The sequence below is a fragment of the Streptomyces sp. NPDC002156 genome (assembly GCF_053593675.1).
Genome location: NZ_JBSFDA010000233.1, coordinates 1 through 12,919, shown reverse-complemented (window position 1 = coordinate 12,919; position 12,919 = coordinate 1). Strand labels below are relative to the sequence as shown.

Here is a 12,919-nt window from a genome sequence, read left to right as displayed (position 1 = left end):
GGGCCGGAGCCGAGGCCGGGGCCGGAGCCGAGGCCGGGGCCGGAGCCGAGGCCGGGGCCGGAGCCGAGGCCGGGGCCGGAGCCGAGGCTGATGCCGGAGCCAAGCCCGGCACCGGGGCGGGAGCCAGGCCCAGGACTAGGGCCGACTCCAGGTCCGGCGCCGAAGGCGGGGCCAACGCCGAAGCTGGAGCCGTTTCCGGTGCGGGAGCCAAAGCCGAGGCCAAGCCCATGCCCGGGGCCGGAGCCGCGGCCCAGGCCGAGGCAGCGCAAGAGACCCACGCCTCCGCTCTTCCCGCGTCCTCACCCTCGCCCCCGACCACCCTCCCGTCGGAAGCGGACCGCACCACCGCCGAACAGAGCGCCGCCGCCAGCACCCTGTACGACGCCGCAGGCGCAGTCCTGGAAGCCGGTGCGGACGGAGCCGGTGCCGTGCTCCAGGCGGAGTTGCTGCGGGCGGCGCACACCGCCCGGCTCACCGGGCTGCCCAGGGCTGCCGCTTCGTCGGTCTCCGTGGTTACCGGGCTCCGCGCGGCCCGCGCCGCCGACCCGGCGTACCGCCTCACCGATCTGGTCGCCGCGCTCCGTGACGCCCTGGGAGTCGCCCACCGTCTCCCGAATGCCACGGGCGCGGAACTCGCCGAGCTGCGCGGCACCGTACGGCAGCCCTACTCCCCCGATGGCTCCCTGCGCCTGTACGGGCTCTTCTCCGAGCCGATCCTGACCGCGACCGGGTACGCAGGGGCCGTCACCTGGACGGTCGACGCGACGGGCCGCCTCTGCACGGTCTCCGACGTGGCCCCGGGCGGCTCCGGCCGGGCCGTGGGCGCCGCCGACCGGGCGGTACGCATCGGCGACACGACGCTGACCCACCGTGAGCTGTCGCGCGCGGGGCTCGCCGTGTCCGGTGCCACGGTCTCCCCGACGGGACGGCTGGGGACGGGCGCGGGCGTACGGGCGGTACGCGCGTCGGGCGCCACCTGGAGCACCGACCCGCTCGACCGCCTCTGGACCGCTCCGGTCGGCGAGCAGGTCGCGCGTGCCCTGGGCGGCGGCCACGGTCTGCTCTTTCTCGACGTCACTCTCGTCGGTACGGTCCGCGAGGCGGCGGGCGACTGTCTGCTCGCCGACTGCGACGGCCTGACGCTCCGTCTCGCCGCCGCCCACGACCACCCCGCGCTGCCCTACCGTGACAACCTCCGCCTTCTCGCCGCCGCCCGGAACACCCGGCTGCGGATCATCGCCCGCCTCACCCCGGCACCGCTCCCCCGCGCGCTGCTCCTCGCCACCGCGCACCCCGACGATCCCGACGCCCGCCTGGACCTGGGCCTCGACCGTCTGCAGCACGCGGACCTATCCACCTCGGCGCCCCCGCCGGCCGGCACCCCGCCCACCGTCGACGAGGCACCGCTGCATCTCCTGCGCCGCCGTGTCCACCAGGCCGCTTCCGGTGGCCGTCGTGCGCTGGCGTTTCCCGGGGACAGCGCCGCCGAGAGCCGACGCCTGCAGCGTCTCGGGTTCGTCACCGCCGCCGAACTCCTCGACGAACTCCACGCCGCCGCGACGAACCGCTCCCGCGACGCCTTCGGCCGCCTCGCCCCGGCCGACGTCGACCGGTTCACCCGCGCCTGGCTCGCCGCCGCCCACTACACGGCCGAGGTCGACCGGGCGCTGTGCGCCGAGGCGTGGGGCGTGGACCCGGCGGTATCCACATAGGCGAGCGAGCCGATGAGGGGCGTAACGGGCGGGCGGCCAGGGCCGGCAAGGGTGCGCTGCCGCGGAGTCGCCGCCCAGCAGGCCCGGCGCCGCCGCTTCCTCGCCCACCTCACGCGTGGTCGATACGGCATCCGCACCCATGACTCCTCCGGCAAGTGGTCGTCAACCGCGACGACAGCGTTGCTCGGGTGAAGGCGGCGCCCGTCTCCTTCCCCATCACAGAGCGTGAACTCGGCGAACCGGGCGCCGAGTTCGCCCAGGCACGCGCTCACCTGCCCGCGGGACGCCCTGGACTCGCCGGTGAACCCCTGAACGTACGGGCCTCAACACGTCCGTCAGACTCAGCGCCGCAGCCGATCGAACCCGAACGGCACAAGCGCCTCCGGCCGACTCCCCGTCCGGATGTACTCCGCGAGCCGGTGCCCGGTCGCCGGGCCCAGGGTGACGCCGAGCATGCCGTGGCCGGTGGCCGTGTACGCGTTGTCGTACCCGGGGAGGCGGTCGATGACCGGGAGTCCGTCGGGGAGGAACGGGCGTCCGCCGACCCAGGGTTCGCGGATGAGGCTCACCAGGTCGTCCGGGTCGTCGAACCACTGGCCGAGGTAGTGGCGGCTCGCCCTGGCCACGGCGACGATTCTGCGCCAGTCGAGCCGGTTGTTGTTGCCGCTCAGCTCCATGGTGCCGGCGATCCGCGTGGTGCCGCCGATCGGTGAGGCGACGGCTCTGCGTTCGCCGAAGTAGAGGGTGTGCCGGGGCGCGGGGTCCAGGTCGACGGAGAAGCTGTAGCCCTTGCCCGCCTGGAGCGGCAGCCGGTGTCCGAGGGTGCGCAGCAGGTCGGGTGAGCGCATGCCGGCCGCGACGACGACCGTCGAGCAGGGTATGTCGCCCTGGTCGGTGCTCAGCGCGGTGACCTTGCCTCCCTCGGTCCTGAACCCCGTCACCTCCGCGTTCTCGTGGACCTTCACCCCGGCCGCGCCGAGCGCCTCGCCGAGGGCGCGGGCGAACGCCTCCGGGTCCACCACCCCCTCCCCCTCGACCAGGTAGGCCGCGCGCACCCGAGGTGACAATGCCTCGTCCAGCAGATGTGCCTCGGCGCCCGTGGTGACATCGGACGGCATCGGATAGTGGCCGTCCGCCATCTCCCGCTGGACCGCGAGGTGATGGCGGGCCTCGGCCTCGGACAGAAACGCGTGCACCATGCCGGGCCGGGTGAGCGTCGTGGCCACCCCTGCCTCGCGCAGACCGTCGAAGAGGTCGAAGGTGGGCCGGTTCAGTTCGGCGATCGCCGCGTAGCCGCGCCGGAACGCGGCCGGTGTGCTGCTGCGCCAGAACCTCCAGAGCCACCGAGCGAACGCCGGGTCGGGCAGCGGACGGAGGTAGAGCGGCGAGTCGGGGCGGCCGAGCGAGCGCAGGGCGTAGCGCAGTACGCCGGGGGCCGGGACGGGCGTCGAATGGCTGAGGCAGACCCAGCCCGCGTTGCCCCGGGAGACGCCCGAGCCAAGTCCGCGCCGCTCGATCACGACCACCGGCAGGCCCGCCGCGGCCAGGTAGTACGCCGTGCACAGGCCGACGACACCGCCTCCCACGACGGCCACAGGGCTGCTGTCCGGCACACCGCCGGTCATGAGGTGGAGCCGTACGACGCGAGGAACTCCCGGGTGCGGGGCTGGGCAGGGGCGCCGAGGACGTCCTCAGGCGTGCCCTCCTCCACTATCCGGCCGCCGTCCACGAAGACGACATGGTCGGACACCTCGCGGGCGAAGGGGAGTTCATGGGTGACCAGCATCATCGTCATTCCGTCGGCGGCGAGTTCCCGCATCACGCTCAGTACCTCCCGGGTGGCCTCGGGGTCCAGGGAGGACGTGGGCTCGTCGAAGAGGAGCAGTTCGGGTTTGAGGGCCAACGCCCTTGCGATGGCGACGCGTTGCTGCTCGCCGCCGGAGAGCTGGTCGGGCAGGGCGAGGGCGCGGTGGGCGACACCGACCCGGCGCAGGAGTGCGACAGCGCGCTCCAGTGCCTCCAACTCCGCCACCCCTGCCCTGCGTTGGGCCAGGACGACGTTCTCCACCGCGGTGAGGTGCGGGAACAGGTTGAAGCGCTGGAAGACCATGCCAACGGTACGGCGCAGCCGTGGCAGGTCGCGGCAGACCGTGCGGCCGTCCTGGTGGACGATCTCGCCGGCGACTTCGATCGTGCCGTGCTCGGGCTGTTCGAGCAGGTTGACGCAGCGCATCAGGGTGGTCTTCCCGCCGCCGCTCTGGCCGATGACGCTGACGATGCGTCCCCGGCCGATGGTGAGGTGGACGTCGTCGAGGACCGTTCGGCCGTCGAAGGACTTACGCAACCCCTCAATCCGTACGACTGGCTCGGGCGACTCCGGAGTCCGGGGTGTGCTGCGCGCTGCTTCGAGCGACTCGGTCATACGGCACCTGCCTTCGCGTCGGCTCCCACAGGTGAGTCCGGAGCGTCCTGGGCGAGCAGCGCACGCGCCGCCCGCAGGCGTCGGCGGCGCCACGGGGAGAGAGGGACGCCCGCTCGCACTTTCCGTTCCAGGAGGAGGAGCAGTTGGGAGAGGGGGTAGCAGAGGGCGAAGTAGATGGCCGAGATGACCAGATACACCTCCAGCGCCCTGAAGGTGGACGACGTGATGAGCCGGCCCTCGGACATCAGCTCGGCCGCGGAGACGGTGACAAGCAGCGAGGTGGATTTCAGCAGGTCGACGAGCATGGTGTTGGTGCCGGGCAGCGCCTGTCGTACGGCCTGCGGCAGGATGATCTGGCCGAAGATGCCTGCCCGGCCGAGGCCCAGCGCCTGTCCCGCCTCCGTCTGTCCCGCGTGCACGCCGCTGATCGCGGAGCGGAAGATCTCGGAGAGGTAGGCGGCGTAGAAGACGACGAGGCTCAGACAGCCGGCGGTGAAGACGTCCAGCCGGAGGCCCGCCGAGGCGAGCCCGAAGTAGCTGAGGAAGATGATGGCCAGCAGCGGGATGTTCTTGAACAGCTCGGTGTAGACGGCGGCGACGGCACGCGCGGGCCATGCCCTGCTCAGCCGCAGCAGTGCCACGGCCAGGCCGAGCAGCACCGCGCCGAGGAAGCTCACGGCCGTGTAGGAGAGGGTGCGCCAGAGGGCGTCGAGGAGGTCGGACCGGTAGTCGGACCAGGGGACTTCGAAAACGCCGGCGAGGTCGGGCATGTCAGCATCCCCTCACTGCGCGATGGACGGCGGGGTCCAGTCCTGGGGCCGGTCGACACCCCGGCGGGCGGCGGCGACATCGGCGGCGGGCTTGAGGAACTGCTCGGGGTCGCCGCCGTACTTCTTGACGAGTTTCGCCATCTCGCCGTTGGTGTACATGGCGTCGATCTGCGCGGAGATCGCCTGCTCCAGCTTGGTGGCCTTCTTGGGGAGGTAGAAGCCGGTCTGGTAGGGCTGGAAGTACTGGTAGTCGGGCTTGGCCTTGACCTCGGCGGCGGTCGGCGGGGTCAGGTACTGCGTGCTGATCTTCAGCTCCGGGCGTTCCTTCTGCGCCGCGATGATGATCAGCGGGTCGAGGAAGCCGACGTCGACGCGGCCCGCGCCGAGGTCGTCGAAGACCCCGTTGGCGTCGGGGTAGGCGTGCAGCTTGGCGTCGGGGACGGACTGGATCGACTTGACCCACACATAGCCCTCGACGGTGCCGAGTTCGAGGCCCTTGAGGTCGTCGACCGTCTTGTACGTCTTGCCGTTGCGGACGGCCATCGCCGGGGGCGAGTAGTAGGGCGGGTCGGTGAACAGGCCCTGTTTCTGCCGTTCGGCGGACCAGGCGACGCCGCCGATGGTGATGTCGACGCGACGGGACTGCACTCCGGCGAGCATGCCGGCGAAGTCGGTCACCTGGGGCTTGATCTCCAGACCGAGCTTTTCGGCCACGTAGGTGAGGATGTCGCCGTCCAGGCCGACGATCTTGTCGCCCTGGACGGTGGTGTAGGGGGCGTACGGCTGGACGGCCACCTTGATGACACCGGGCGTGAGCGTGCCCAGCGCGGCGGTCTTCGCGGACACGTTGGTCGGGGCGTCGTCGTCGCCGGAACCGCAGGCTGCGGCTGTCAGCGTCAGGAGGACAGCGGAGAGTGCGGCGGCGAGGGGGCGTATACGGGTCATGGGCGTCGGCCTTCCGTACTGGTGAGGCCCATACGCTAAGGACCCGGGCACGCTGCGTCACCGGTCACTCCGTACGAGGTTGTGGCTGAATTCGATCGTTCTCCTGTACGTTGCGTCCAGTCGTCTAGGGGACGAAAGACGGTCGCGGGAACGAGGACGGGAGGAGAACGAGCGTGCTGAGCCCGTCACTCGCGCAGGAGATCGCCGGGGACACCTCCGCGGTCATCGGCTTCAACGTGCTGATCACCGACGCGGACGGCATGGTCATCGGCAGCGGTGACAGCAGCCGGGTCGGCAGCTTCCACGAGGCATCGGTCGAGGTGATCCGCACCCAGGAGCCCGCCACGCACAACGCCTCGCAGGCCCACCAACTCCGCGGAGTACGCCCCGGGATGACCTTGCCGCTGGTCACGGGCGGACAGGCGGTGGGCACCGTCGGCATCACCGGGACACCGGCCCAGGTACGCCGGTTCGGCCTGCTGGTGAAGCGCCAGACGGAGATCCTGCTCAGGGAGTCCGTGATGCTGCGCTCCCGGCTGCTCGCCGAGCGGGCCGCGGAAACCCTGCTCGCCGACATCGCCTCGTACGACCCGCAGGTCGTGGAGGGCGACTTCCTCGTCTTCCGGGCCGCCGAACTGGGCTTCGACCTGCGGCTGCAACGGGTCGCGGTGGCGATCGAGGTGAGCGTGCCCGACGCGGGCGCCCGCCGCCAGGGCGCACCCACCCGGGACATGGCACTGATCCGCTCGGAGCTGCTGCGTACGGTCCGTGAGGTCTTCGCCGACCCGCAGGACATCGTCGCCTCCACGGCCCCCGGCTGGATCGGCGTACTGCGCCGCCTGCCGGCGCGAGCCGAGGTGGCCTCCCTGGCCGCCGACTGCCGACGGCTCACCGATGTCATCGCCGCGCAGGACGGTCTGACCGCCCGCGTGGGCATCGGCGAACCTGCCGTCTCCGTCGCCGGTCTGCGCGACTCCTGGCAGGATGCCCGTGACGCGCTGCGCCTCGGCGCCCGCGTGACGGGCAGCCCCCGGGTGCATCTGATCGCCGAACTGCGCGTCCACCAGGTCCTGGCGGCGGTGAACCAGCCCGCCCGGAGGCGTCTCGTCGAACTGACGGCCGCGAATCTGCGGGCCCAGCCGGACTGGCCGGTGCTGCGCGACACGATCACCGCCTGGTGCGAGAGCGGCTTCAACCTCGTACGGACGTCCGCCGCCCTGCACATCCACCGCAACACCGTCGTCTACCGGATGAACAAGATCGAGCAGCTCACCGGCCGCCCGCTCCGCGAACACCGGACCACCATGGCCCTGTATCTGGCGTGTCTGACCGACGAGTTGGGCGAGGGCGCCACCCCCGACGAAGGATGACGCCCCCCTTTCTCTTGCCTGGCTACTCCCCTGCCGTGGGTCGCCGCGAGGCCGCCATCGCCTCGTCGACGTCCGTCAGCGGGCGCAGCCGGTAGCTGTACGAGTAGTCGCGGTTGGCGAACAGCTTGTACTCGTCGTGGGTGTGCGCACCCCAGCTGTTGTCGCCGCCGACGCCCATCTGCCGGTGGTTCAGGCGCAGGACGACCTCGTCGCGCGGGGTGAGCTGGTAGTCGTGGCGGACCCCGACGGACAGGTCCTCCGGGGTGAAGTGCGAGGCGTTGACCTCCAGGAGCGGTTCGGCGGAGACCAGCAGACCGGTACCCCGGCGGTCAGTCAGCGCGATCCAACGAACGTCGGTCTTGTTGCCGTTCTCCTGCGGGCGCAGATAGCCGCTCCACTGCCCGTCGACCGTCCCTGAGTACAGGCCCACGTCGGTCGCGTTGTTGCGGTCCCAGTGGTTCTCCTCGGGGCCGCGCCCGTAGTAGTGCAGCCGGTCCAGCCGGCCGGGCAGGAACAGCAGGGTGCCGACCTCCGGGATGTACGGCAGTGAACTCACCCCTGGGCGAAGGGTGTTGTCGACCCTGATCTCGCCGTTGCCGAAGACCGTGTAGGTGGTGGTGTACGTCGATGCCGTCGTCGTGGGCAGGGTGCCGGCGACCTTGATCTCGACGGCCCGGTCACGCAGGGCCCGGACGCTGACGCCGGTGACCGTGCGCCCGATGCCCGCGTCGCGCCAGGTCTGGTTGCGGGTGTGCTGACCGTTGCCCCGGTCGTTGTCGGTGGGCGCCCGCCAGAAGTTCGGGACGGGCCCGGAGGAGATCAACTGCGCGCCGCCCGCCTTGTACGAGGTGATCGCGCCGGTCTTCTTGTCGACGGTGACCGAGAATCCCTTGCCCTTGACGGTGACCGACGCGTCGCCGTCCTCGTGGCTCAGCGTCGGGACGCTGTCCAGCGGTACGGGCGTGACCGCTGGACTGCCCGCGTCGACGGGGAGTTGCTGCCGGGCCACCTCGAAGCCGGCCTTGGCCCACTCCGTGGACTCCCGGGTGTGGAACGACAGTTGGAGGAAGTACTCGGCACCCGGCGCCGGGTCGCCGGGCAGCGTCAACGGCACGGTGATGTCCTTCGCGGACAGCGGCGGCACATCCAACTGACTGCGACTCAACTTGCCGCGCTGCACAACCCTTCCGTCCCTCACTAGCTCCCAACGCCCGTCGAATTCCCGCAGGTTGGTGAACAGGTACTCGTTGGTGAGGGTGACCACACCCGGCGCCGACCCCGAAGTGACCTGCACGGCCTGGTAGATCTGCTTGACCTCGGCGGACTTGCCGGTCAGCCCTCGGTCGGCGGTGACGATGCCGTCCCCGGAGAAGGCCCCGTCGTTGGGGTTGTCGCCCCAGTCGCCGCCGTACGCGTAGAACGTCTTGTCGCGAGGCCGCTTCTCGGTGAGGCCGACGGTGGCCGCCTCGAACCAGAACCGTACGCCGTCGTCGCCGGGGCCACGGCTGTCGGAGGCCAACTCGGCGGCGCTCAGGGCACGGGCGTACACGCGGGCCCGTCGGATGGTGCCGCTGAACTCGCGGGTGGGGTTGTCGACGTCGGTGGCCAGGGCGAGGGGCGCGGTGTTGATGTCGGGGCGCCGGGTGGTGGTGCGGGTGGCCCGGGCCACGCCGTCGGCGTAGAGGGTCAGGGTGCCCGTCGTCGCGTCGAAGACACCGGCGATGTGGTGCTCGGTGCCGGTCCAGTCGTCGGGGAGCGCCCAGTAGGCGCTGATCCACTGGCCGCCGCCGTAGATGAAGAACTCCAGGCCGCTGTCCGACTGCTTGAGGGCGTACTGGGTGTCGCCCTTGGCGATGACGGGCTGGTGGTAGCCGAGGAAGTGCGGGGTGATCCACGCCTCCAGCGTCAGGGAGCCGGTGAGATCGAGGCCCGTGTCGCGCGCGAAGACGGTCCCGCCGGAGAGGCCCTCCTCGCGGGTGAAGGTGCCGCCACCGGCGACGATCTCGCCCTGGAGCGCGGCGGGCCCGGACTCGGTGAACAGCTTGCGCGTCGGGGTGGGCCAGGCGAGGGCCTGGTCGACGAAGTCCCAGATCCAGCCGCCCTGGAGCACGGGGTAGCGGCGGACGAGATCCCAGTACTTCTTGAAGTTGCCGTTGGAGTTCCCCATGCCGTGGGAGTACTCGATCATCACGTACGGCCGGGTGTCGTTGGTGTCCTTCGCCCGTTGTTCGACGCGTGCGGGACTGTCGTACATCTCGGAGCGGATGTCACTGATGCCAGGGCGGTCGTCACCCTCGTACTGGATGACGCGGGTGGTGTCGTAGGAGCGGATCCAGTCGTACATGGCGTTGAACGTCGTGCCGCCGCCCGCCTCGTTGCCGAGCGACCAGATGACGACCGAGGCGTGGTTCTTGTCGCGGTGGACCATGTTCTGGGCGCGGGCCACGCACGCGGTGGTCCACTCGGCGTGGTTGCCGGGGTACTCGCCCCGGATGCCGTGGGTCTCGAGGTTGGTCTCGTCGACGAGGTACAGGCCGTACTCGTCGGAGAGTTCCAGCCACAGCGGGTTGTTGGGGTAGTGCGAGGTGCGGACGGTGTTGATGTTCAGCCGTTTGATGATGCCGATGTCCTCGACCATGTCCGCGCGGGTGAGCGCCGAGCCGTGGACCGGGTGCATCTCGTGCCGGTTGGTGCCCCGGAAGGAGACCGGCTTGCCGTTGATGCGCATCAGCCCGTCCTTGAGGGCGAACTCGCGCAGGCCGACCCGGTGGGAGAGGGTCTCGATCACCTTGCCCGCCGGGTCGCGCAACCGCAGAACTGCCGTGTAGAGGTTGGGGTGTTCGGCCGACCAGAGGCGCGGCGCCGGTACGGCCTTCGCGGCCTGTGCGGACTTCTCCTCGCCGGCGCCGAGCGCGACGGTCTGCTGCAACGGACGCGACCAGACCGGGTGCCCGCCCGCGTCGTACAGCTGGGTCTCGACGGAGTACTGGCCGGCGCCCTGGCCGCCGTAGTCCCGCACGTTCGCGGTGACCGACAGCTCCGCCGCCGTGTAGTCGTCGCTCAGCGGGGTGTCGAGGCGGAAGTCGCGCAGGCGCACGGCGGGCGTCGAGTACAGGTAGACCGAGCGGAAGATGCCGCTCAGCCGGATCATGTCCTGGTCCTCCAGCCAGTCGCCGTCGGAGTAGCGGTAGACCTCGACGGCGATCTGGTTGGTGCCGGGCTTCAGGTGCGGGGTGATGTCGTACTCGGAGGGGTCGTAGGAGTCCTCGTGGTAGCCGACCAACGCGCCGTTGATCCACACATAGTGGGCGGACTTGACGCCCTCGAAGTGCAGGAACGTCCGCCGCCCCGACCAGTCGCGCGGGAGTGTGAAGGTGCGCCGGTACTGGCCCACGGGGTTGTGGCGGGTCGGGGCGGCGGGCGGCTGCGCGTCCTCGCCCCGGCCGTTGGCGCCCCACCACGGGTAGTCGCTGTTGATGTAGATCGGGCTGTCGTAGCCGTGCAGCTGCCAGGCGGACGGGACGGGGATGGTGTCCCAGGCGCTGTCGTCGACATCGGTGCGGTGGAAGTCGGTCGCCCGGTCGTCGGGGCGGTCGACGTACGCGAACTTCCAGGTGCCGTCGAGGGTCAGCCGGTACGGGGAGCGGGTGCGGTCTGCGGCGAGGGCCTGGGAGACGGTCGCGTACGGCATCAGCGTGGTGTGCGGCGGTTCGGTGCCGAGGCGGAAGACGTCGATGTGGCCGTTCCACTCGGGCGTGGCGTCCAACGCGTCCGCCGCGACGGCCCGTTGGGCGGTGGACGCTCCGGACAGGGCGAGCGCGCCAAGGACGGCGGCCCCTCCCTCCAGGAGACGGCGGCGGCTGACGGCGAAGTCGTGGGGGTGCGGCATGACCGTGACCTTCCTCGGTACGACAGACAGTGCGCCGCACGGACTGAGGGAGCGTCAGATCCTGTTCGTTCCTGTTGACAATCCGACCCGGAATCCGGCAGCGCTTTGGTCATCGGTGGCGGCTCAACCCACCTGGGCGGTGCGGGAGTTGACATGGGGTCAGCACACAACTGCTGGTGACAGTGGGAGCTGCCGAGCCAGCCTCACCCTAGGACTTCGAACACAGCCGAAGCAATAATCTTGTCGGACTCTGTTGGATCCTGATGGTGGATGCTGATGGCTCGGCAGGACTCCGTCTCGGTCGGCGGGGCTCAGTGCCCCCTGAACGCCTCCTCCAGCCACCAGGACCCGTGTTCGCGCGTCACCTTGGCGTCGATGAGCAGCGGCGCGGAGCGCGGTCCCGTCACCCAGTCCTGTACGGCCTTCAGGTCGGCCGGCGCGCGTACGGTGACCGCCTCGAAGCCGTAGCCCCGGGCCACGGCGGCGATGTCCGTCGGCGGGAACACGACCGTGTCGAGCGGGTGTCCGTCGGGCCCGAAGTGGTGGACCTCCGCGCCGTACGCGTCGTCGTTGTAGACGACGACCACCATCGGCAGCCCGAGCCGCCGGACCGTGTCGAGGTCGGCGGCGCCCATCAGCGCACCCCCGTCCCCGAGTGCGGCCACCGGAAGCCGGTCCGGCCGTGCCAGCGCCGCGCCGATCGTGGTCGCCAGGCCCAGGCCGATCGCCTGGAAGGCCTGGGTGAAGCAGAAGCCGTGCTGGTCCGGCACCGACAGATACGCGCTCGGATACCCCATGAAGTTGCCCGAGTCGACGCCGATCACCCGCTCGGCGGGGAGGATGTCGTCGAGCGCGATGCTGAGCGTGCGCGGGTCGATCCGCTCCCGGCCGCCCTCGTCCTCGTACGGCACGTCCCGCAGCCGCACCCGGGCGGCGATCGCCTCGCCGACCTCGGTCGTGCGGTAGCCCTGCCGTTGGTCGCCGCCCGCGTCGAGCACGTGCCGCGCCGTGAGTGCCACGTCGCCGGTGACGCCGAGCCGGACCTCCCGGTGGGCGCCGAGCGCCGATGTCTCGTCGTCGACCTGGACGACCGTCGCCTCGGGCCCGATGAGGGCGCCGTGCCGCATGGTCCACATGTTGAGGGCGCAGCCCCAGCCGACGATCAGGTCGGCGCCCTTGATCAGTTCGACGGCCAGGGGTGACGCGAAGCCTCCGGAGACGTCGAGCGACCAGGGGCTGCCGTGGAAGAGGCCACGGGCGACGGCCGAGGTCGCGAGCAGTGCGCCGTGGCGTTCGGCGAGGTCAATGAGTGCCTCCCGGGCGCCGGTCCCGCGCGCTCCCCGGCCGGCGACGAAGACCGGGCGCCGCGCGCGCCCGAGCAGGTCGGCGAACGCCGTCACGTCGGCCGCCGACGGTACGACCGGCTGCCGTTCGGGCGGCGGTGAGACATCTGCCAGGGCTTCGTCGGGGACATCCAGGCTCTGTACCTGGAGCGGCAGGTTGAGCAGGACCGTGCACCGTTCGTGCAGGGCGCGTCGGACGGCGGCGCAGGTCACGTCGACGGCGTCCTCGGCCGAGGTGATCCGCGCGGTGACCGCGCCCACCGCCCGGGCGAGGGCCTCCTGGTCGACGTAGAAGTTGGACTTCGGCTCGGTGACCTCGGCCGCGAGGACGAGGAGCGGGGTGCGGCTCTTGGCGGCCTCGGCGATGCCGGTGACGGCGTTCGTCAGGCCCGGCCCCTGGTGCACGCTCAGCACGGCCACCGCGCCGCTCGTACGCGCGTACGCGTCGGCCATCGTCGCCGGGCTGGC

8 protein-coding genes are annotated in these 12,919 nt (G+C 71.1%); 2 read left to right on the top strand and 6 right to left on the bottom strand.

All coding sequences use genetic code 11. The features are described 5' to 3' along the window. The coding region (locus ACWCRB_RS45515) for a hypothetical protein (RefSeq protein WP_451001691.1) at nt 1-1,712 on the top strand (1,712 nt) is incomplete at its 5' end. A 341-nt stretch (nt 1,713-2,053) separates the two neighbouring features. On the opposite strand, the gene ACWCRB_RS45510 is transcribed toward ACWCRB_RS45515, so the two are convergent. From ACWCRB_RS45510 to ACWCRB_RS45495, 4 genes are read right to left on the bottom strand one after another with little or no spacing between them, the layout of a single operon-like run. Next, the gene (locus ACWCRB_RS45510; RefSeq protein ID WP_451001690.1) at nt 2,054-3,337 is read right to left on the bottom strand and encodes an NAD(P)/FAD-dependent oxidoreductase; all 1,284 of its coding nucleotides are present in this window, start codon (nt 3,335-3,337) and stop codon (nt 2,054-2,056) included. Continuing rightward, nucleotides 3,334-4,134, bottom strand: coding sequence for an amino acid ABC transporter ATP-binding protein (locus ACWCRB_RS45505; protein ID WP_451001689.1), 801 nt, complete (start codon nt 4,132-4,134; stop codon nt 3,334-3,336). Before ACWCRB_RS45505 ends, ACWCRB_RS45510 begins: the two co-directional genes overlap by 4 nt. Next, the gene (locus tag ACWCRB_RS45500) at nt 4,131-4,904 is read right to left on the bottom strand and encodes an amino acid ABC transporter permease (RefSeq protein ID WP_451001688.1); all 774 of its coding nucleotides are present in this window, start codon (nt 4,902-4,904) and stop codon (nt 4,131-4,133) included. Before ACWCRB_RS45500 ends, ACWCRB_RS45505 begins: the two co-directional genes overlap by 4 nt. A gap of 12 nt (nt 4,905-4,916) precedes the next feature. Then, nucleotides 4,917-5,849: a substrate-binding periplasmic protein gene (locus tag ACWCRB_RS45495; protein ID WP_451001687.1), complete on the bottom strand. Its 933-nt coding sequence runs from the start codon at nt 5,847-5,849 to the stop codon at nt 4,917-4,919. 173 nt (nt 5,850-6,022) lie between these two features. Between ACWCRB_RS45495 and ACWCRB_RS45490 the strand changes: the two genes are divergently transcribed. Further along, nucleotides 6,023-7,219, top strand: a complete 1,197-nt coding sequence (locus ACWCRB_RS45490) for a CdaR family transcriptional regulator (protein WP_451001686.1) — start codon at nt 6,023-6,025, stop codon at nt 7,217-7,219. A gap of 22 nt (nt 7,220-7,241) precedes the next feature. Here the strand turns inward: ACWCRB_RS45490 and ACWCRB_RS45485 are convergent, their stop codons facing one another. Together ACWCRB_RS45485 and ACWCRB_RS45480 are read right to left on the bottom strand one after the other, a co-directional pair. Next, complete coding sequence (locus ACWCRB_RS45485) at nt 7,242-11,108, bottom strand: glycoside hydrolase family 2 TIM barrel-domain containing protein (RefSeq protein WP_451001685.1); 3,867 nt, start codon at nt 11,106-11,108, stop codon at nt 7,242-7,244. A 311-nt stretch (nt 11,109-11,419) separates the two neighbouring features. Further along, on the bottom strand, nt 11,420-12,919 hold a 1,500-nt coding region (locus ACWCRB_RS45480), incomplete at its 5' end, for a thiamine pyrophosphate-binding protein (protein WP_451001684.1).